This is a genomic window from Spirosoma pomorum, from assembly GCF_054776615.1.
Window position 1 is genome coordinate 311,181 of sequence record NZ_BAAHBP010000002.1, and the last position, 20,911, is coordinate 332,091.

At 50.3% G+C, this 20,911-nt stretch carries 15 protein-coding genes; 6 read left to right on the forward strand and 9 right to left on the reverse strand.

The features are described 5' to 3' along the window. Positions 1-37: 37 nt before the first annotated feature. From ACYVAD_RS07070 to ACYVAD_RS07080, 3 genes are all read right to left on the reverse strand, one after another. On the reverse strand, positions 38-1,417 hold the full coding sequence (locus tag ACYVAD_RS07070) for a DUF4403 family protein (RefSeq protein ID WP_461138780.1): 1,380 nt from the start codon (positions 1,415-1,417) through the stop codon (positions 38-40). A gap of 109 nt (positions 1,418-1,526) precedes the next feature. Then, positions 1,527-2,816: an MFS transporter gene (locus ACYVAD_RS07075; protein WP_461138781.1), complete on the reverse strand. Its 1,290-nt coding sequence runs from the start codon at positions 2,814-2,816 to the stop codon at positions 1,527-1,529. 179 nt (positions 2,817-2,995) lie between these two features. Further along, positions 2,996-3,490 (reverse strand): hypothetical protein, encoded by a 495-nt coding sequence (locus ACYVAD_RS07080; protein WP_461138782.1) that lies wholly within the window; start codon positions 3,488-3,490, stop codon positions 2,996-2,998. Positions 3,491-3,917: 427 nt separating this feature from the next. Here ACYVAD_RS07080 and ACYVAD_RS07085 point away from each other — a divergent pair, with 427 nt between their 5' ends. From ACYVAD_RS07085 to ACYVAD_RS07095, 3 genes are all read left to right on the forward strand, one after another. Beyond that, positions 3,918-6,395, forward strand: coding sequence for a hypothetical protein (locus ACYVAD_RS07085; protein ID WP_461138783.1), 2,478 nt, complete (start codon positions 3,918-3,920; stop codon positions 6,393-6,395). A 133-nt stretch (positions 6,396-6,528) separates the two neighbouring features. Then, complete coding sequence (locus tag ACYVAD_RS07090) at positions 6,529-7,281, forward strand: peptidase (RefSeq protein WP_461138784.1); 753 nt, start codon at positions 6,529-6,531, stop codon at positions 7,279-7,281. 54 nt (positions 7,282-7,335) lie between these two features. Next, a complete protein-coding gene (locus ACYVAD_RS07095; RefSeq protein WP_461138785.1) occupies positions 7,336-8,166 on the forward strand; it encodes a transglutaminase family protein in 831 nt (276 codons plus the stop codon). A 95-nt stretch (positions 8,167-8,261) separates the two neighbouring features. Here ACYVAD_RS07095 and ACYVAD_RS07100 read toward each other — a convergent pair whose 3' ends face one another. Beyond that, on the reverse strand, positions 8,262-9,281 hold the full coding sequence (locus tag ACYVAD_RS07100; RefSeq protein WP_461138786.1) for a fatty acid desaturase: 1,020 nt from the start codon (positions 9,279-9,281) through the stop codon (positions 8,262-8,264). A 189-nt stretch (positions 9,282-9,470) separates the two neighbouring features. On the opposite strand from ACYVAD_RS07100, the gene glmM reads away from it, so the two are divergent. Then, complete coding sequence (glmM, locus tag ACYVAD_RS07105; RefSeq protein ID WP_461138787.1) at positions 9,471-10,895, forward strand: phosphoglucosamine mutase; 1,425 nt, start codon at positions 9,471-9,473, stop codon at positions 10,893-10,895. A 76-nt stretch (positions 10,896-10,971) separates the two neighbouring features. Here glmM and ACYVAD_RS07110 read toward each other — a convergent pair whose 3' ends face one another. Both ACYVAD_RS07110 and ACYVAD_RS07115 read right to left on the reverse strand, forming a co-directional pair. Then, positions 10,972-12,744 (reverse strand): glycosyltransferase family 39 protein, encoded by a 1,773-nt coding sequence (locus ACYVAD_RS07110; RefSeq protein WP_461138788.1) that lies wholly within the window; start codon positions 12,742-12,744, stop codon positions 10,972-10,974. A 74-nt stretch (positions 12,745-12,818) separates the two neighbouring features. After that, positions 12,819-13,550: a class I SAM-dependent methyltransferase gene (locus tag ACYVAD_RS07115; protein WP_461138789.1), complete on the reverse strand. Its 732-nt coding sequence runs from the start codon at positions 13,548-13,550 to the stop codon at positions 12,819-12,821. Between the two features lie 499 nt (positions 13,551-14,049). Between ACYVAD_RS07115 and ACYVAD_RS07120 the strand changes: the two genes are divergently transcribed. Continuing rightward, a complete protein-coding gene (locus tag ACYVAD_RS07120; protein ID WP_461138790.1) occupies positions 14,050-14,436 on the forward strand; it encodes a YtxH domain-containing protein in 387 nt (128 codons plus the stop codon). A gap of 221 nt (positions 14,437-14,657) precedes the next feature. Here the strand turns inward: ACYVAD_RS07120 and guaA are convergent, their stop codons facing one another. From guaA to ACYVAD_RS07135, 3 genes are all read right to left on the reverse strand, one after another. Beyond that, positions 14,658-16,190, reverse strand: coding sequence for a glutamine-hydrolyzing GMP synthase (guaA, locus tag ACYVAD_RS07125; protein WP_461138791.1), 1,533 nt, complete (start codon positions 16,188-16,190; stop codon positions 14,658-14,660). An 83-nt stretch (positions 16,191-16,273) separates the two neighbouring features. Further along, positions 16,274-18,283, reverse strand: coding sequence for a T9SS type A sorting domain-containing protein (locus ACYVAD_RS07130; RefSeq protein WP_461138792.1), 2,010 nt, complete (start codon positions 18,281-18,283; stop codon positions 16,274-16,276). 60 nt (positions 18,284-18,343) lie between these two features. Continuing rightward, complete coding sequence (locus ACYVAD_RS07135) at positions 18,344-19,537, reverse strand: exo-beta-N-acetylmuramidase NamZ family protein (protein WP_461138793.1); 1,194 nt, start codon at positions 19,535-19,537, stop codon at positions 18,344-18,346. Between the two features lie 153 nt (positions 19,538-19,690). Here ACYVAD_RS07135 and ACYVAD_RS07140 point away from each other — a divergent pair, with 153 nt between their 5' ends. Continuing rightward, positions 19,691-20,911, forward strand: coding sequence for an ABC transporter permease (locus ACYVAD_RS07140; protein WP_461138794.1), 1,221 nt, complete (start codon positions 19,691-19,693; stop codon positions 20,909-20,911).

Genomic DNA, 20,911 nt, shown 5'->3' on the forward strand with positions numbered 1-20,911 from the left:
GTCGAAACGAACGTCCCGATATCACGAAAACGTATTCTTATAATTTTTGAACCTGTAAATCGACTTTGGTCTTCACCTGGATCAAAGTCTGGACGCCATCAGGGCGAATAGCAATACGTTGTGGAATAAATCGAAAATCTTTTAAACTCAGATCTGTCGTTTTACCGGGTCCTTTCTCATACGCTTCGTTGATCTTGGCGGGTAACTTCGCAATTTCATCACCCAGAGGGATCTCCAGCCAATCACCCAATATGCGCTGAAGCCCCCGGTGAATGATCGACTCCGAGAAGCGGTTTAGTTCGTCATCCGTGCTCGTATCAAAGTCCAGATCTTTTACAATGAGTGTCTTCGTTAACGTATCGAACGTAGGCCTGCCGCGCAGGTAAAGCGTTCCATCGACTAGCCCACTAACTTCGGTCTTGACGACAAGATCCCGCTGATTACCATAGACGGTGGCTTTGTTGATTTTCACCAGCCCCATTGCCATTTTCTTGGGTTCTTTCAGGATTGTTGCCAGTACCTGGTTGATAGCCGTATAGGGTATGGAGCTCGTCACGCGCAGGTCGGACAGATTCGTCAACTGATCTCGTTTCTGGAGTGATGGCAGGGCTACTTTTGCTACAACTGGTTTTACGTTCGCTAATCGGGTTTCAGTTTTAAAGGCAATTCGCAGGTGGGTAGTGATCGTCTCCTGATTTCCACTAATATCGCTAGCGGCTACGCTTACTGGTTTGGGAATCAGCCAGAGTCCGTATTCCTTGCTGATCAGTAACGGGTTCTGAATATCCTGCCAGATGGGCTGCACCGTCTTGTCCAGGCGCAGATCTTCATGAATTGCTTCATTTATCGTCTGTTCGATATCGGTCTGGTACCGTTCCAGTAGATTCTGGACAAGACGTGTTAGTGAAATTTCCTGGCCAAGCAGCCTGATTTCCGGCTCGACGACCCATTTATAATCAATGAATTTGACGTTACTGGATAATCGCCAGTCCGAACTTACCGACAAGGGACTTTGGAAATTGACCTGCAGCTCGCAAAATGGCTTGCGGGTCGATTCATCTTCCCGCCCAAATAACTTCCCTAACCACAATTGCAGGGGGGCAGAGAATCGAATCTGTTGATTGACATACTGAATCTGCACCGGTCCTGACCGTTCTACCCGCAGAGGTAACAATCCTCTATTTGTCCCGTCCGTTGATTTCTCACCAACCAATACGGGATCTAATTCCTTGTTTATTTTTTTCTGCAGCTCAGACAGCCGGAACGTCAGTGAGCCTGCCAGGTACGACGTATCTTCGGGAATTGCCGCATCAAATCCCTCTGCTTTCGGAGCCGTTGGTTCCACCTGCTGACACTGCGTTAATAACAGCAATGCCCCCGCTCCAACCAAAAGCGCGCGTAAACGTAATAATCCCATAAATAGTGAATGGATACCCGCCCTAACGAGCGGATAGTATTTCCAACAATAACGCGCGTACTGTGGGGTTGTTCGAGAAACAAGACCAGCACGCTCTGGCCAGACACACTTAGTCCTCCATTTGTGAATGCTTCTCTGTGTCTCGCATAGCAATACTGACAATCAGCGACAGCGCTATACAACCCGTGAGATAGACGTAAAACCAGTGCGCGTGTCCCCACTTCTTGCACCATAACGCTACGTATTCAGCGGTACCGCCAAACAGCGCTACGGCCAGTGCGTAAGGAAAGCTGACGCCCAATGAGCGAACATTGGGCGGGAATAATTCGGCTTTGATGATAGCTGAAATGGACGTACTGATACTCAGTATCAGTTGTGCCACGATAATGAGTGCCGTCGCGACCCAGAAATCCGTAGTTTGTTCAAGCAGTAGAAGAATCGGAATGCTAGTCAGCACACCCAGCACACCGTACAAGATCATCATCCGTTTCCGCCCGATCTTATCCCCCAACGCTCCCAGCAGGGGTTGCGCCAGCATGAACGTAATCAGCGTGATGACCGTAATGGAAGTTGCATCAATTTTGCTGAATCCCGCCGTGTTGACCAGGAACTTCTGCATGTAGGTGGTGAACGTATAATAGGATACCGTCAGGCCAATGGTGAAGCCAATAACCAGCATTACTTCCCGCCGGTATTTACTTAATTCGCTGAACGTCCCGCGCTGGTCGACACTCACACGCTCTTGCTTGAACGAATCTGTTTCGGCCAGGTCCCGGCGCAGGTAAATAGCCGACAAGGCCAGCAACGCACCTATCCCAAACGGAACCCGCCAGCCCCAGTCGCTCAGTTGGTCCGGTGTCAGCAGCCAGCGCTGCATGATCATCAGAATAGCCAGCGCAACCAGTTGCCCCATCGTAGTGGATACGTATTGAAAACTGGAATAAAAGCCACGGTGCTGTGGGGGTGCCATTTCGCTCAGGTACGTTGCCGCCGTGCCATACTCCCCCCCGATACTAATTCCCTGGATCATGCGTGCCAGCACCAGAATTGCTGGGGCTGCCAGCCCTATTTTGTCGTAACTGGGCACTAGGGTAATCAGCAACGAGCCGCCACTCATCAGTAGAACCGACAGCGTAAGCGCGGCCTTCCGACCCTTTCGATCGGCATATGACCCCATAATCCACCCGCCCACGGGCCGCATTAAAAATCCGATGGCAAAGATTCCGGCGGTGTTCAGTAATTGGGCGGTTTCGTTTTCTTCAGGAAAGAATGAGCCCGCGAAGTATAGCGAGAAAATTGAATATACGTACCAGTCATACCACTCAACCAAATTCCCGACTGAACCGCCTAAAATGGATTTGAGACGAAAACGATGAGTTTGAGGTTGGGTTGCAATCATGAATTCTCTTATTAGGTAGGTTACGAAACTCGACTATTACGGTTACGGTATGGTCTGCTTACGACCTGCGAAGTTACTTTCTATACGATTTAGCCACGAATTTGAGGACCAGATAAGTAAAAAGGACCAGATACGCTAACAGCTATCTGGTCCTTCTCTATGTTATCTCTATGATACGTTTAATAAAATATACCCCAATCATCAGGGGCGTCATTCTCCCGATCAAATCCGCTTACCCAGGCTACGAACAAAACCCGGAACTGCTCAATCTCGTCGCGTAGTACGTTCAAATAAGCAGGGGTAGCCAGCTTTTCGGCCTTGCAGTATGATGTCTGCGCCAGCAATTCGCGGGCATGCATCTTAATAAGCACCGCATTTTCCATGCGCAGGGTGTACAGATCCCCTCCTTCAGCCCCCACAATCTTAGGGGCCAGCATCATGGCATTGGCCAGCATCTGCTCATGCATCATCAACACATCGTCTTCTTTATTGATTGTCTCGACAATAGCCTGCGTGAGCTCCATGATCTCATTGGCTTTACGAAGGATCGGCAGATTTTTGATGCGCCGGTTCTCAGCTTCCATTTCAGCCCGGGCCTCTTCGGGATCGTAATCCTCGTCGAAGCCGTCCCAATCCATAAAGTTGTCGTCGTCGTCTTCGTCGTCAAAGTTCATTGCAAAAACGGGTGAAGGGGTTACGTATCCTCCGTTGGACAAAGTAAAACAATGGTTTACCAAAAACAAACCATTATCCGGTAAACTACTTTTACGCTACTCTCCTGATCGTCAGCTACCCTATCGACGCTATAGATGAACGGTGGTAACTTCAGAAGCAGGTATCTTGTTTGTTTTCAACAGCTAACGGATGCAGTCGTCCTCCATTTTATCCGAAAGCCCTCCCGCTCTCGTTCTATTTCTTCCCTATTTTTGTCAAGCTGGGCCTCTGATAAGTGAACGACTTCATCAAAAGCTACACATAAATCACTAACCGCTAAATAAACTAGTAAAAAGCAGTAACATTGGCTAAGGATGAATAAATTCTCGCCGATGTACGCTATCTTGGAAGCTGTATCGATGCTAGTTTTCTTTCCAACAGTTGAGTATGAGTTCACAACTACGTAAGCGCATCTTCCTTACGTTATGGGTCACCGTTTGTTTGGGACTCGAACAGGCGATTGCGCAACTGGATGTTACGTTCCCGGTGGAGCGGATGATTATCCAGCGCAACAACAACAATCAGGCTACTATTCAGATTGCGGGCAGCTACGCCCAGGCCTTTGACAGAGTCGAGGCCAGGGTCGTAGCTAGAGCTGCCGGGCAAGGGAACAGCACCGACTGGGCACCCGTTCAAACCCTGGCCAACGGGCAGTTTGAAGGCAGGGTCGTGGCTACTGGAGGCTGGTACCGGATTGAGGTCCGTGGCCTACGTAACGGCCAAATCGTGGCCAGCGATGCCGTAGAGCGGTTTGGTGTGGGCGAAGTTTTTGCCATTGTTGGTCACTCGAACGCACAAGGCACCAGTTGTATCGTCGGGGGAGCCGATCGGTGCCCAACGATTGATGGAGCCGCAGACGAACGGGTAACGGTTGTTGGTCTGGACCAGAGTACCCCCGAATTCCGGCAGTACGAACTAACTGCTCAGACGCAGTACCTGCCCGGTTTGGCTTTCAGTCAGCTTCTGACCCGTAGTGGTATTTCACCTTTTGCCAGTATTGCCTGGTTCTGGGGGCGAATGGGCGATCTGCTGGTGCAACGTCTGAACGTCCCGGTCCTGATTTACAACGCAGGCTTTGGTGGAACAAACATGGAGCACAATTACAAAGCAGCCTACGATATCCCCTTCGAGCATGGTTTTGTGAATTATAATATCCGGATGCCCTACGCCAACCTGCGCAACCTGATGAACCTGTACGTCAACTCAACGGGTATACGGGCAGTATTGCTTAATCATGGCGAAAACGACCGGGGTAATGCCACCAGCGACATTCTGATGCACCATTACGGAGTAATTGATAAATCCAGATCTGAATTTGGCAAGCCGGATCTGGCCTGGATTGTGGCCTTATCTTCCTTTGCCAGTGCTCCTTTCGACAACGTCAGGCAAGCGCAGGCGCAGGTCATTGGCCGTTCTGGTTATCGTACCTTTCAAGGGCCGGATCTTGATCAGATTACATCCGTTGGAGACCGTCCCGATGGGATTCACTACTCGCCAACGGGGCAGGTGAAGGCAGCGCAACGATGGGCTGACGCTATATTGAACAATATCTTACAGAATATTACGCCTTACGAGGCTCAGTTTCAGCCATTGGTCGGCATCACCTGCGCCGACGGGCAGCAACTGGCACTAACTCAACCGGACGGGTACTCGTACGCGTGGAACACGGGCAGCACTGACAAAAACATTACGGCAGGTGCGGGTTCTTATTCGGCCCGGATCACCGACGGCCAGAAACGGCAGTTTTTTCCGCCATCGGTCACCATTCCTTCAACCGTCCGCCCGGGTACACCAACCATCAATATTCCCGAGGGTTCGTCGGAAATCTGTCGTAGTACAGGGCTAACGCTTAGTTCCAGCTATGATGGAGCCAATCGCTGGAGCACGGGGGCCTCGTCACAATCTATCTCGGCTACGGCTGCCGGCATCTATTCGTTGCAGGCGCAGCACCCAGCCTACGGTTGCCTTTCGAACAGCGTATCAAGAGTAATCAATCTGGCAGCAGTTGACCTTAGTCTCAAACTGGACGTCAGCCGTCGATCTCCCGTTGTGGGTGACACCGTGCAATTTACGCTGACCGTACGTAATGAAAGCGGTTGCGACGCGGCTGGGACCACCGTTCGAAACCGGCTACCGGCCAACGTGGCGTTTGTTTCATCAAGTAACATGAATCTGGTTGATGGTGCTGCCAGCGGGGTAATTTCATCCATTCCAGCAGGTGGTACGGTTAGCCTCCGATACGTTGCCCGGCTGACCGCTCCCGGTAACTACCTGAACGCAGCCGAATTATCGGCGCAGACGAACCTGGACCCTGACAGTCAGCCAAACTCAGGAACGGGTGATGGTCAGGATGATACCGCCCAGGCTGATCTGCGGACTAAGAATGACGGAACTGCATCTAATCTGTACGCATCCCCAAACCCCAATCAGGTTCCATTACCGGGCGTTCAGTCGAATCAGCCTTCGCCTGATCCTAACAAAGCTGATCTAAGCCTAGTCATGCAGACAAGCAGTCGCACCGTTAGGGCAGGCCAACTGGTTACGTTCACGCTAACGGTAAACAACCTGGGCGGACAGACAGCCACCAACGTTCGCATACAGAACCCTTTACCCAGCGGCCTGGAATTTTCCAGTGGTAACGGCACGAGTTTCGACGGTTCGGTCATCAACGCAACCTTTGGTCAGATTGCCCCTAACCAGTCAGCCAGCGCGACATTCGTGGTCCGGGTAACCGGCAACGGCGTGATTACGAACGCAGCTCAGATCAGCGCATCTGATCAGGCCGATCCGGACTCAACGCCTGGGAATGGTCTGGACAAGGGCGAAGATGATGAGGCCCGTACGGACCTGCGGGTAACCAACTAAAGCCTTTGTCAGCAGAGCACTTGGCCACTCATTCCAGATCTTTTACGAAAAAGAAAAAGCAGGACTTCGAACAATACTGGGGGCAACCAGTATATTTGTTGGTCGTACAACCTGCTATTCTTACTTGCCAAGGATGACATATTGTTTAGGAATCAAGGTCGCAGAGGGCCTGGTTGCCATCGCTGACACGCGTCTTACCTCGGGTTCCGAAGTTTCTTCGAACCGTAAGATTTCCGTACACGAAGTCGAAAATCATTCGCTGTTTATCATGACATCCGGGCTTCGCTCAGTGCGCGATAAAGCCATTACGTATTTCAATGAGGTACTGGCCGAGCAGGATCGCTCGTTCAATAAGCTCTACAAAGCCGTAAATGCTTTTGGCGAACAGGTTAAACGGGTAGCCATGGAAGACAAAACGTCGCTCATAGCTAACGGATTGAATTTCAATCTGAATGCGATCGTTGGGGGGCAGCTGGAAGACGACGATGAGCACAAGCTGTACATGCTTTATCCGGAAGGTAACTGGGTCGAAGTTGACCACGGTTCTCCCTTCAAGATTATTGGGAATTCGGGCTACGGTAAACCATTACTATTCCGAAACCTGGCGTACGACACCAGTCTGCAGGACGCGCTCAAAATCGGCTTCCTGGCGTTCGATGCAACGCGGGTCAGTGCCAATGATGTAGACTATCCACTGGACGTAGTTATTTATCCAAAAGATAGTTTCCACATGACCGAGTATCGACTCGAAAAGGAAGACATGGATAAGGTGTCACAGCAATGGAGTGCCCTATTGAGCAATTCGGTGCAAAAATTACCCTCATCCTGGATGGATCCGATTTTCGACAAAGTCCGGTCCGTTAATTACCAAGGCCAGGGCGACTAGTCAACTTATTAGGTCAGGTAAGCAACGCGCTGAAGTTTCATTTAGTCAATCGTCATGCTCTTACACGTTCGGCACACTTCCGAGTACACCTACGATTATCCGGTTGCGCTCGGACCGCAGACGATGTATTTGTACCCCCGCGCGTACCCCTATCAGCGATTAGTACGGTACCAACTGACGATCGACCCGAAACCATCGCGGATTGTCAAGAATATCGATGTTGAAGGCAACGTCCAGCAACTCGTTTATTTTAACCACCCGACGCATCATTTGCACGTAACGGCGGAAATCGAACTTCAGTCCGATGAGTTCAATTCTTTCGATTTTGTTCTTTTTCCTTTCGAAACGCAGCGGGTACCATTTCGCTACCCAGCTGAGATCGACAGCTTACTCCAACCTTATCTGGAACGGGTGGGCGTCACAGAGCGGGTTGAAACCTGGGCCCGGCACATTGCAGCCAAAGCCAACTGGCAGACAACCAGTTTTTTGATGGACCTCAACCAAACAATCCGGCAGTTTCAATACGAAATTCGGGAAGTGGGTGCCCCCTTTCCTCCTGAACAAACGCTCATTCTCCAGCGTGGTTCGTGCCGGGACTACACAACTCTGTTCATAGCTGCCTGTCGCAGCGTGGGCGTTGCCGCCCGCTTTGTCAGCGGCTACTTATTTGGTAATCCTCAGCAGGAACACCAGCTTCACGCCTGGGCCGAGGTTTATCTACCTGGTGCAGGGTGGCGAGGGTTTGACCCGACGGAAGGTACCGTTGTTGTTAACCGCCATATTTTTCTGACCTCAACGGCCCGGCCTGAACTAGCCGCTCCGATTAGTGGCACCTTTGTGGGCCAGGCCAACTCGATCTTACGATCCGAGCTTGTCTTCGAATAACGGGTAACTTATTTTTCTTTACACGAAAATGGGCATGATCTTATAGATCATGCCCATTTTCGTTACGTTGTCTATGTACTCCAAGGCACCTACCCTTAGGCAGACGCATTTACGTATTTTTTAAGGAAATCACTTTTGCTATCCCGGTACGACGAGACCATACCCAGTTTGTATAAACCAAAAATATACATCCACGCAAAGTCTATTTGGAACCGAAGAAAACCAGCCCGGGCGCTGCTTGGGTATAGATGATGGTTGTTGTGCCATTCGCCGGAGAAAATACCCGGCCGAGTCTGGTTTATTGATAAATTACGGCGGTCAAAATCAACGCCTTCTACGTGTTTTTCTTCGCCCTTGCCGTGGCCCGTATAATTAAAGGCACGTACCAGAACAAACCAGAACAGCGCTGCCGTGAATAAAGAACAAGCCAGCCCATGTCCACCAATTAGAAAGAAAATCGTGTACCAGAAAGACCAGTTCAGCAGCCACAATCCAATGGTGTAATAGGGAGAAGCAATCGATCCCCATTTCAGATAATTGGCATAATCGTTAATCCAAACACCGGTATGAGTCATAAAGCTCGCAGCTTTTTTGTACTCATCCTCTGTCAGGTCCTTAGCAATACTCTGATGATTTACGTCCGACAGCATGCAATACATAAAGCCGCCCTTAGCATTATAGGGATCCCCCGGCTGATCTGATTTCGCGTGGTGAACGTGGTGAGAAACCACGTAGATTTCCTCTGGAAAGGTTTTCAGCACCAGGTTCTGGGTGATGAATCGCCAAACCGGGTGGCTAAACGTGTATGCTTTGTGCGTACTGTACCGATGAAACCAGATGGTCGCATGCGTACTCATTATCATGATACTGTACAAAAACGCAATGGCAAACAGAGGCAAGGTAAAGTATTTGAAAAAAGCCAATGCAACGAAAGGCAGTAAACAGAGAGCCATTAGCCAGCTTACTGCTGACACCCAGTTTTTACGGGTGGCAAAAATATTTATTCGCGAAAAAGCTTCTCTGTAGAGCTGCTTGGTAGTAGGGACGACTAATTCCCCATTCTCGTCGCTCCAGCCGTAAGATGGCTTTTGAAGTACTCTGTCAATAAATGCCATCAGTAGAAGGTCCGTTCGTTAACTGAACGCAAATATCGACATATCCGTATAGAAAATAGCTGTTCTATTTTCTATACGCAATATTAATCGAGTTATTTATAGAAATAATAGCCTTGATTTAACTGGTTGAGAAGCCCGAACTCCGATTATCTTTGCAACAGATCCGATTACTCATTAGTAAACCATAACGTGGCATTAATTAAGTCAATTTCCGGGATTCGTGGAACGATTGGGGGGCTCAGCGGAGATGGGCTAACACCTGTAGACATTATCAAATTCACTGCTGCCTTCGGCCAATGGCTGCGTCAGCGTCATCCGAATCAAGCGACGGTCATTATTGGCCGTGATGGCCGTCTGTCAGGTGAAATGGTTTCCCGGCTTGTTGTGGGTACGTTGCAGGGGTTAGGCCTTGATGTGGTCGATCTGGGTCTGTCCACAACGCCAACAGTCGAATTGGCTGTCGTAGGCGAGCAGGCGGCTGGTGGTATCATTCTGACGGCCAGCCACAACCCCATTCAGTGGAATGCCCTGAAACTTCTGAATGAAAAAGGTGAATTTATTTCAGCTCAGGATGGTGAACAGGTTTTAGCCATTGCCGAAGCAATGGGTGACCCAACCGCCAGCCCTGATCTGGCAGTTTCTTTCGCGGACATACGTAAATTAGGAAAGTACCGCGCTGACGACACCTGGCTCCAGAAACACATTGATCAGATTCTGGCACTGCCCTTGGTTGGTAAAGAGGCCATTGCCACCCGTAATTTCCGCGTGGTGGTTGATGCTGTCAATTCGACCGGCGGACTGGCTGTACCGATGTTATTAAACGCCTTGGGGGTTGAGCAAATTACCAGACTCCACTGCGAGCCAACGGGTAATTTTGCCCACAATCCTGAGCCACTGCCCGAAAATCTGCGCGATATCATCAAGGAAATGGAAAAAGGACAGGCGGATCTGGGCATCGTCGTCGACCCCGATGTAGACCGGCTTGCTCTAATCTGCGAGGACGGTTCGCCCTTTGGTGAAGAATATACCCTGGTCGCAGTGGCCGATTACGTGCTGAAAAGTGGTAAAGTAGGTAATACGGTTTCTAATCTGTCCAGCACGGTGGCCCTCCGCGACGTAACGCAAAAGTACGGCGGTCAACATTTTGCCTCGGCTGTTGGTGAAGTCAATGTCGTTGAGATGATGCGCGAACAGCACGCGGTTATTGGGGGCGAGGGCAACGGGGGAATTATCTACCCAGACCTGCACCACGGTCGCGATGCTTTAGTCGGTATTGCCCTGTTCCTAAGTCATTTGGCTAAATCGGGCAAATCAGCCTCCATGCTACGACGGACGTACCCAAACTATTACATTTCCAAAAACAAGATTGAATTAACGCCAACTATTGACGTTGATGCTGTACTTAGCCGTATTCAGTCGAAATACGCTCGTAATCCGATCAGCACGGTTGATGGTGTCAAGATTGAATTTGGCAACGAGTGGGTACATCTGCGGAAATCGAATACCGAGCCTATCATCCGGATTTACTCTGAGTCAAGTACGCTGGCTACCGCCGACTACCTGGCCGAAAAGATCATCAGCGACATTAGAGAGGTAATATCTGAGAAGCGATAGTTCCTTCTCTCTTATTAAAAACGGCTGCGGCCCACCGGTGTTGGTGGGCCGCAGCCGTTTTGGCGTATTGTCAAATCTAGTACCGGTGTTTGTTACCTTCCAGGTCGAAAAGTATAATTTGCTGACCAGCCCGCTTACGTAGGATAATTCTATCCGTTTCTGTCGTATCCATACGCTGCCAGTACTTGGCATCTTTAGGCAAATATAAATTCGTCAGCTGAGCGTCCTGAATGGAGTAAGGCCAGTACGTCTTTTCTACTTCATCACGTGGATGAAGCCGCTGAGAAGGATAAAGCACCGTGTCGCCGGGCGCATACATTCCTTTGATCTTCTGAGCAGCCAGATAATACGGATTGGGACCACGGGGCGTAGCAAAATAAGTGTATTTCGGTGCCCGGTCCTGATAAACATGATACAGCAACCGAACAACGAAGTACGTCTGTATCAATAGTACCACGCTCAGCACGATAGCAAAGAAGGTTGGTAATTTGGTAATCTCCAGCAATAGCATTGCTACCAGCATAGCCGTAAACGGAAATGAAAAGCCCGAGTACCGCTGCGTAATACCGTACGTATGTCCATTCCGAAATGACATAATGACCAGAAATAGCGTGGGTATTACTGCCAGCAGGACAACAAAGACCAGCAGGGGTTGATGGCCTCGTGCCACCTGCTCCCGAAACGCCAGTACAAGTGCGTAGACAAAGGAAGGGATCGCTGCTACAACAACGTATTGCAAATTGGTAAAAGGCACAAAAGGCAGAGCCGCAACCAGTAGCAATGGATATAGCAACTGACCCCATATCGGCAACGGCTTTCTCTGTTGATAGCGGTACAGCAACCAGACGGCTGCTAGACCCAGTGTCAGGGCTAAAGCCAGATACCGTACTCCCAACGCATCGGTCTGCCCCAGGCCGTTAGAGATGATGAACAAATCAGCCCAGATCGGTAACGATCGCTGAACGACGTTGATTACCGTAGCCGGAAGTACAACCCCAAACCCACTGTTGTAAGGATCAGTCAGCGCGATATTTCGGTAGAGCTGCGCCTGATAGGCGAGGGTCTTGAATGTATAGGCTCCACCGCCAAAGATGAACCAGAGCGACACAATCCCTACGCCAATGACAGCTGTCAGTAAAAACGGCACCCAACGACGTGGTGGCCTGACATACAGCAGCGCGTATAGACCGTGACAAAGAAATACCGTTACAGTCAGGTAATGAGACAACAGGGCTATCACGAAGATCAGTCCATACCCTATCACAAGTTTGACCGTTGATCTTCCCTCTTGTTGGCGGTAAAGAATTAGCAGAAACAGATGCGTTGCCAGCAGCGTCAGGAAAAAGCTCATGGAGTAGTTCCGGGCCATGTGGCTATAGGCAACGAAAAACGGCTCAACTGCCGTAATAAATGCACTCAACAAGGCCAGTCGCCGAGAGCCAAAATGGCGAGAGACAAAGGCAAAGACCAGCCACACCACTAACGTGCTGAAGAGCACAGATGGCATTCGAAGCGACCAGTCCCCTAAGCCGAATACTTTGGTCCAGGCCCATAATACAGCGTAATAACTGGGACTGTTACCAATGTCTCCCTGAATGTTAGCCCGAATAAAATCATGAATCGTTTTTTCGGACCAGAACTCACTTGGCGTGAAGTAAGGCTTACCGGGCGTAAAAAAGACATCGATTTGATTGGCTCCTTCCATAGCAATCCCCTGCGAGATCACAATCGTGTATTTTTCATCCAGGTACAGCCCGTACGTACCAGCCTGGTATAATCGCAGAGCAAAGGCCAGCAGGATAATAATTCCCACTAGTAAGCGAGTGGTTTTTAATGTCAATGTGGTCACAAGTTGGATTAGCAAAGCAGGTCCTGCCCCATCGGTCAGGACCTGCTAATAAAGGAATCGACTCAATAATCGCTTTATTTCTTGTCAGCTTTAGAACAGGCAATAATAAACTGCGCCGAAAATACATGCTTTAGTCCGGGGATTTTCTCCAGAAATGGCTGTAAAAAGTAAATGACCTTTGCTGGCGCAGTAGGAAAGAAAAACGGAACGTAACCAACGTAACTCCAGGCATCGACCTTACCACCTGCCCGCTCAATCCAGCTTCTCAGCTTCCAGGAAAAAAACGATTGTTCTTCGTGTTCGATGTGGTACTGCGACGTTTTCTCGATCAGCTTCAGGATAGGATTGTTGCCATTGGGCTCCATGATGATCAGATTGTCGGTTAATTTAAACGCATTGGCGATGGCTTTCTGTTGATCAGATAGATGATGCAATACGCCCCGGATAACCCCCACATCGTATTTTTTTGCCGGAACAGGCAGATCATCGTCCAGTAGGTTGATGGTGCTAAAATTCACATCAGGATATTTCTTCTTCGCCACTTGAATGGCCGTATCCGCTGGATCGAAACCATGCACTTCCAGATTTGGAAAATTCTGTTTGATGTTATGGGTGTACATACCGTCCCCACAGCCAATATCAACCAGCGTCTTGTAACCTGGCTTTATAAATTTAAATATTTCGTCAGAAATCCGCTTGTTAGCGACGAATGACGAAAACTGCGCATTCGTGGTGTACAGAAAGCCTCCGTTTTCATTTACGTTCTGATTAAATACGCTTACATTTTTTTTCAGAGAAGTACTCATAATAAACTATTTGGTTGACTAAAATGGATAAAACCTCATAGCAATTGCAAGAGCATTAGCGGGCTAATGCATCGTGCAAACCATAAAAAACATGGAAAAAGGGGAACTCCCAGGCGTTCGCAATGAAGCCGTAGACCTACTTAACAAAGAGCTGGTCAGCTAACGATAGACCGTCAGGGGGGAGTAATTTGTAGCATACAATGGTATAACTGGGCACAAAGGTTAAAATAAGATTAAAGAAAATCCACTTTTTCGATCAGAAATCAAAAAAAATGAATTTTATGGTTGTGATCTGCTTAACCTTTTACAAGCGACTGCTGGTGTGTAATTCGGGGCTACGTTACTCATCATTGTGGATGCTATTCCTCAATTTATAACAACACCCACAGTCGACAAAAGCCCCTAAGTAACTGTTATTCAACCAACTATACGTAAAATAAAGTCCTGGCACATTTTTTACAATAGACATAGCAGAACTCAACACTATAATAGCACTATCATGGCAAGTTTCATTAGAGGTGTCGTAGCAGGTCTAGTTATCGGTTATCTGACGGCACCACGCAGTGGCAAAGAAACCCGCGAAAAACTGGCAAACGATGCAAGCGACTTGAAAAACCAGTGGGATGAAGGCGTCGCAGAACTGCAAGACCAATTCAATCACTTGGTGGGTCGTGTCGAGGAGAAAGCTGACGATCTAAAAGCGAAAGCTTATGAAACGAAAGGCAAGGCTGAAGGAAAGCTTGATCAGTATAAAAGTGAAGCAAAGTCGGCTTACGAGTCAGACAAAGCAAAAGCGAAGACGGATTACAACAATACAGTGGACAACGTAGCTGACGCGACGAAAAGTGGTGTCAACAAGGCAGAAGACGCGCTGAAGCTTAGTTAGTGCTTTGTACAGACTGTAAGCTTTATGGTCTGTATAAAAAATCAGAGTACCTTATCAACGTTATGAAAACAGCGACCGGCCCAGCTGGTAGCACTTTTAATTGACCAATTGACGGTCGCTGTCGGATCAAGGTCTGGCAAATTAATAACTAGTTCATACATGCGAAGAGGGCGCCCCAATCTGGAGCGCCCTCTTCGTCTTTTAGTCAGACAACACCGTATTTATTCCCACTCGATTGTAGCCGGTGGCTTCGACGATATATCGTAGACAACCCGGTTAACGCCTTTTACCCGGTTGATGATCTCGTTTGATACATCGGCCAGGAATTCGTACGGCAGGTGCGCCCAGTCGGCGGTCATACCATCGACGCTCGTCACGGCACGCAAGGCAACTACCCGTTCGTAGGTGCGTTCATCGCCCATAACGCCGACCGATTGTACAGGCAGCAGCATGGCTCCCGCCTGCCATACTTTATCGTACAGCCCTTCGCGTTTGAGCCCATCAATGAACAAGGCATCCACCTGCTGCAAAATATCAACCTTCTCCGCTGTTACATCGCCCAGGATTCGAATGGCCAAACCAGGACCGGGAAACGGATGGCGTCCCAAAATAGCTTCGGGTAACCCCAGTGTCCGGCCGACAGCACGAACTTCGTCTTTAAACAGCGTATTAAGCGGCTCAACGACTTTCAACTTCATAAAGTCAGGCAGGCCACCAACGTTGTGGTGCGATTTGATCGTGGCGGACGGTCCTTTTACGGATACCGATTCAATAATATCGGGGTAGATAGTCCCCTGCCCCAGCCAGGATACGTCCTCAACCAGGTGGGCCTCCTGATCGAATATCTCGATGAAGGTTTTGCCAATGGCTTTTCGTTTGGCCTCGGGATCGGTCAAGCCAGCCAGTGCGGTATAAAACTGGTCTTTTGCATCGACACCTTTTACGTTCAGACCCAACGTTTCGTACGAGTCCAGAACGCCCGAAAACTCGTCTTTTCGCAGGACGCCGTTATCAACAAAAATACAGTACAGGTTCTTACCAATAGCCTGGTGAATCAGCATGGCGGCTACCGACGAGTCAACCCCACCCGATAAACCCAGTACGACTTTATCATCGCCCAGTTTTTCTCTCAACTGCGCTACGGTTGTTTCAACGAACGACTCGGCTGTCCAATCTTGGGCGCATCCGCAGATATCAACTACGAAGTTTTGCAGCAACGCCTTACCCTGTAGCGAATGCGTCACTTCCGGGTGAAACTGGATACCATACGTTTGCTCACCTTCAACCTGAAAAGCAGCAACCCGGACGGTATCGGTTGAAGCAATGATCTGGAAATTCTCCGGAACGCTCGTGATTGTGTCGGCGTGCGACATCCACACCTGTGAGTGCTGGTCGATGCCTTTCATCAGCGGACTTTCGCTATTGACGGTTCCCAGCTTTGCCCGGCCGTACTCGCGAATGGCCGATGCCTTCACTTCTCCCCCACTGGTATGTGCCAGCAATTGAGCTCCATAGCATACGCCTAAAACGGGCAGTTTATGGCGGAATGCGGCCAGATGCACGTCGGGCGAATCGGCATCACGGACGGAGGATGGACTACCAGACAGGATGATGCCTTTTACGTCGGCGCTGATAGTAGGAATGTGATTATAGGGATGGATTTCGCAGTAAACGTTCAGTTCGCGTACCCGGCGGGCAATAAGTTGCGTGTACTGCGAACCAAAATCCAGAATCAGAATTTGTTCGGTGGCCATGAATTGGTCTCTAAAATGCAAAGTTATAGCATTTTTCGTTATGCTCGGTTTCTTTGTCCGTTTAGACGTAATCGGCCTTCCCGTCAATGGCTGATGACTAACCGACGCTGAACCGATCCTGACTTCCCCTCGATACGGACGGTATACATCCCGGCAGGCAGATCGGTCACCGACACAGTAAGAAGTCCTCGCTGTGAGCGGCCAGTCATTTGCAGCAGCATACGACCCGCGTTGTTGTGTACGGTAAGGCTTAGGGGTTCCCGTTGCCAGGATTCCGGCACATCCACGTACAGTTGATCCTGGACTGGGTTCGGGTACAGACGTACTAGCCTGGCGGCTTCGTCTTCAACGCCGAGAACGAGTTGCATAGACGCCGTCGCTACTGGCGAATAGTTCGCTTCGGCTTGTTTCCCAAATGAACGAATCCGGTACTGGTAAATTCGTCCGACACGTAACATTTCTGTTTTAGGATCGGTATAGGTAGTCGTAGAGCCGGGCAGTTTAGCCAGCTGAACAAACGTTCCCGTACTATCGGCGCGTTCCAGTATCCACTCGTCGACGGGAGTTGTGTTACTGGTTGTGTTGCTCCAGACCAGTTGAATAGCGCTGGTATCGATTGGCATGGCGCGTAGATCAGCAACGGGCAACGGAGGTGCGATTGGCACCTGATAAAACGTCAAAGCCCGCATTCCACGTCGATTTTTGATGGTAGGTCCGGCAAAATAGCCCAGTTCGGCATCCCGGTAATACGACGGCAGGTACGTTAGATTTTGCCCTGTGGTCGCTTTGCTGAGCTTCAGTCGTAGTCGATTCCCTTCTTCTGTTACGCTCTTCACTAGTCCTGTTTCGCCGTAGGGATAATTGGTGTAGATCAGGTCCCGTAAACTTAAACTATACCGGTGTCCATTAGCGGAATTCGTTACGGTTGTATCGGCAGGCCAGCGCATCACTTGTCCCGGCTCAAAGTCGACCACGATCTCATCCTGCTCGGGCGTCCCGTAGAAAATACGCTGTACGTTGGGCGACTGAATGTTACTGGTGTCGGCTGCACCGTAAAAATCACGGGCGACCAGTCGATACAGCTCAGCGCCGAACTGACGATAGGCAGCTTCCCCGTAGTGCAAGCCCTGATAAGCGGGTAAACCCACGGTAGCGATGGGAACATTATCACCGAAGATACTCCCCGAGCGACGCTGGAAATCGCGGATAGCCCCCGCTTTGATAATCTCATCCGTCAGCAAATTCAACTGCGTATGATAGACTCGCTTTATACCAGGGTAATCCTGTTTCCAATAATTGTACAGCTGCGGAAACAATTGAGCGTACTGATCGGCATTCCCGGCCGCTTCGGCTTCCCCCTGTCGCCAGACCATAGCCTTTACCTGATTGGAAATTCCCGCCTTACGAGCCCGGTACAAGAGCCGTCCGTACAGATTGCCTAGATCACTTCCACCGCGATTGGTATGGTCGTAGATGGCTGTTGACCCGGCCGCTCCGTTAATTATAGCCGTCGGAATACCCTGCTGTTCCAGAATCAATCGTTGCAGTTCGACGCCCCATAGCGCATTGTCTCCTTCTGTCGTATTGCTCAGACACCAGCTTGTATCGGCAGGATCGTAGGCGCGATTTCCCCTGTTGACGCCGAACGTACGACAGAACTCATTCCGGTACCCCTCAAAACGACCAACCGCGTTCGACTGCCCCATGATCAGAAAAGCATCCCCGCAAACGATGCTGTCGCGGACGGCAATACGTACGGAGTCACCATCGGCCCGGTGGCCAACCAGCAGAAACCCATATTCGCTTGGCTCGGCTTTAATGACAGGCTGAAAGGCGAATTGTCCGGTTGCGGAATCGACCCGAACGTACGTGTAGCGATACGGCTGTTGATTGCGCGTTACCAGGAGCGATACACCAATGGCTGACCGGTCTGTCACTCGACCGGTAATTGGGACAATGCACTGGCTATTCTGATCGCGGGGGTATAATTGCAAGCGAGCGGGCCACTGATCAAGCGTTGCCATTACCTGCGCCCGAATCGAGCCCGGCCACAAACTGATTCCGACCAATAAACCAACAAGAAATCCCTTCACAAGCTCCCCACCCCCCGACTAATTACTAACTCTCTATCCTGTAACGTTCGTTCTGGCGACTTAGGGGTACAACAGGTACTTTTTCCGCATCGTTTTGTACGCACTCAGGGCCGGTTGCCAGCTCTGCCGAATCTTGCTTTCGGGTACACCGGCTTCCAGTTGTAGCCGCAGCTGGTCGCTACCGTAGAGTTTGTCGAGGAAGTTCGTGCCCAGAAAGTATTTGTTTTTATCGGGCGCTTTCTGGTAAAAGTCAATAATGTATTTTAATGAGAAGCCCAGCTTATAGGCATCAATGCCCGACAAATCCAGACCGTAACAGAGTTTTCCTTCCTGGGGTGGGTTGATAGCTCCTGCTTTGTCGACGGGTGTAAACTGGTAGGGCCCATTTTTGGGATTGGGCGAACCAATCACCTGAAACTGCTTGTCGGTTCCCCGGCCTACGCTGACAACGGTTCCTTCGAACAGACACAACGACGGATAGAGCAGAATCGCCTGCTGGTTGGGCAGATTTGGCGACGGCGGAATGGGGATTGTGTACGGTGTCTGATGCGTGTAGCGTTTGACGGGGATAACCGTGAGCTGAGTAACCTTACCACCCCCGAGCCAGTTTTCGCCGTTGATCATCCGGGCCAGTTCACCGATAGTCAGCCCATGTACGATTGGGATGGGATGCATCCCCACGAACGACTTAAACTTCGGGTCCAGCACGGGTCCGTCGATGTAGTGCCCATTTGGGTTCGGCCGGTCGAGCACGATCAGCGGTTTGCCCACTTCAGCGCAGGCTTCCATGACGTAATGCAGGGTGCTGATGTAGGTGTAAAAGCGTGTACCAACATCCTGAATATCAAACACCAGCACGTCGAGTGAGTCGAGCTGAGCAGCGGTTGGCTTATAGTTTTTCCCGTACAGCGAGACGATACTGATGCCCGTCTGCGGATCACGGCTGCTGGCCACTTTCTCGCCCGCGCTGGCCTGCCCCCGAAAGCCGTGTTCGGGGGAAAAAATAGTGTTGATGGATACACCCAGCGACGAGAGGGTGTCAACAAGGTGCCGCTTGTTAAGCGTCGATGTCTGGTTCACAATCATGCCCACCCGTTTACCTTTCAGCGCGGGCAGGTAGAGATCAGTTTGCCAGGCACCGGGCTCAACCAAAGCCTGGGTCGATTTACTGCCCTGCGCCCAGCTGGTACCAAACCAACTCGAAGCAATACTGAAGACAAGGCTGATGAAAAGAACTTTCCGCACTGAAGTCATGAGTGTATGTTGAGAGCACCTTCCGCAAAAATCTTACTTTTACACCGCCGAACAAAACCGCCGGTTAGAATGAGGCTGCTTTCGCCTAAAAATCACCCGTTTTCCCAACGCTTTTAGGCTTCTGTTCGTTGACTAAGCAAACTGATTATTACGTTGAACGTCCCCCTTTTTCTCGCCCGCAAAGTACGACACGCCCCCGAAGGCAGCTTCTCGGCTACGGTTACCCGCGTCGGAATTGTCAGCATTGCCCTGGGTTTAGGTATTCTGCTGGTTGCCTTTGCGGTGCTGTTTGGTTTCAAGAATACGATTCAGCAGAAGATCTTTTTGTTCGGGGCGCATCTGCAGGTAACCAAATTCAGTAACAACCTCTCCTACGCCGAGGCTCCCCTCTCGCTCGACAGCGAACTGTACCGAAACCGGGACAAAATTCCCGGCGTTCGGCACATTCAGGCGATTGCAATCAAAGCAGGCATTTTAAAGACGAAAGACGAATTGTCCGGCGTGGTTCTCAAAGGCGTTGGCTCTGACTACGACTGGACGCTACTCCGGGAGTCGCTGGTGGTCGGAACGGTGCCAACGGTGGGCGCGGATACGGCGTCAACCCAGATTCTGATCAGTCAGTACATGGCCAGTCAGTTGCAATTGAAAGTCGGCGAAACCGTACCCTTATATTTCCTAAGCAACCCACCGCGCGCCCGGAAAATGACTGTCGTCGGCATTTACGAAACGGGCCTGGAGGAAGTGGACAAAACCATCGCCCTGGGCGATATTCGACTCATTCAGCGCCTGAACCGGTGGAGCGCCGATTCGGTGGGCAGCTACGAAGTTTTTATCGATAATTTCAGTCAACTGGCGTCAATGCGCCGAACCTTGTTCGACCGGCTGGATTCGAACATGCGACTGACCACCGTTACGGATCAGTACCGCCCGCTGTTCGATTGGATGATCCTGCTGGACCGGAACATGGAAATTCTGCTGGGACTTATTACGTTCGTGGCTTCGTTCAACATGGTGTCGGTACTGCTGGTACTGATGATGGAACGCACGCCCATGATTGGCCTGCTGAAGGCGCTGGGCGGCACCAACCAGCTGATCCGGCGCATGTTCGTCTTTGTTGGTCTCAATATGGTTGGTTGGGGCCTGCTGATCGGCGACGTGGTAGGCTTAGGCCTGTGCTTTATCCAGGACCGTTTTAAACTGATCCCCCTCGATCCTAAAAATTATTTCATGAATTACGTACCCATCGTCTGGGACTGGCCAACGATCCTGAGCCTCAACGGCGCGGCCATATTACTGATTGCGGTGGTGCTTTGGCTGCCTACCCTGATCATCAACCGCATTCAGCCCGTCAAAGCCCTGGCATTCAAAAAGTAA

What these genes read in the sequence shown, in the direction of transcription:
- ACYVAD_RS07070 (WP_461138780.1), bottom strand. Translation starts at nt 1,417, where the DNA reads ATGGGATTATTACGTTTACGCGCGCTTTTGGTTGGAGCGGGGGCATTG.
- ACYVAD_RS07075 (WP_461138781.1), bottom strand. Translation starts at nt 2,816, where the DNA reads ATGATTGCAACCCAACCTCAAACTCATCGTTTTCGTCTCAAATCCATT.
- ACYVAD_RS07080 (WP_461138782.1), bottom strand. Translation starts at nt 3,490, where the DNA reads ATGAACTTTGACGACGAAGACGACGACGACAACTTTATGGATTGGGAC.
- ACYVAD_RS07085 (WP_461138783.1), top strand. Translation starts at nt 3,918, where the DNA reads ATGAGTTCACAACTACGTAAGCGCATCTTCCTTACGTTATGGGTCACC.
- ACYVAD_RS07090 (WP_461138784.1), top strand. Translation starts at nt 6,529, where the DNA reads ATGACATATTGTTTAGGAATCAAGGTCGCAGAGGGCCTGGTTGCCATC.
- ACYVAD_RS07095 (WP_461138785.1), top strand. Translation starts at nt 7,336, where the DNA reads ATGCTCTTACACGTTCGGCACACTTCCGAGTACACCTACGATTATCCG.
- ACYVAD_RS07100 (WP_461138786.1), bottom strand. Translation starts at nt 9,281, where the DNA reads ATGGCATTTATTGACAGAGTACTTCAAAAGCCATCTTACGGCTGGAGC.
- ACYVAD_RS07115 (WP_461138789.1), bottom strand. Translation starts at nt 13,550, where the DNA reads ATGAGTACTTCTCTGAAAAAAAATGTAAGCGTATTTAATCAGAACGTA.
- ACYVAD_RS07120 (WP_461138790.1), top strand. Translation starts at nt 14,050, where the DNA reads ATGGCAAGTTTCATTAGAGGTGTCGTAGCAGGTCTAGTTATCGGTTAT.
- guaA (WP_461138791.1), bottom strand. Translation starts at nt 16,190, where the DNA reads ATGGCCACCGAACAAATTCTGATTCTGGATTTTGGTTCGCAGTACACG.
- ACYVAD_RS07135 (WP_461138793.1), bottom strand. Translation starts at nt 19,537, where the DNA reads ATGACTTCAGTGCGGAAAGTTCTTTTCATCAGCCTTGTCTTCAGTATT.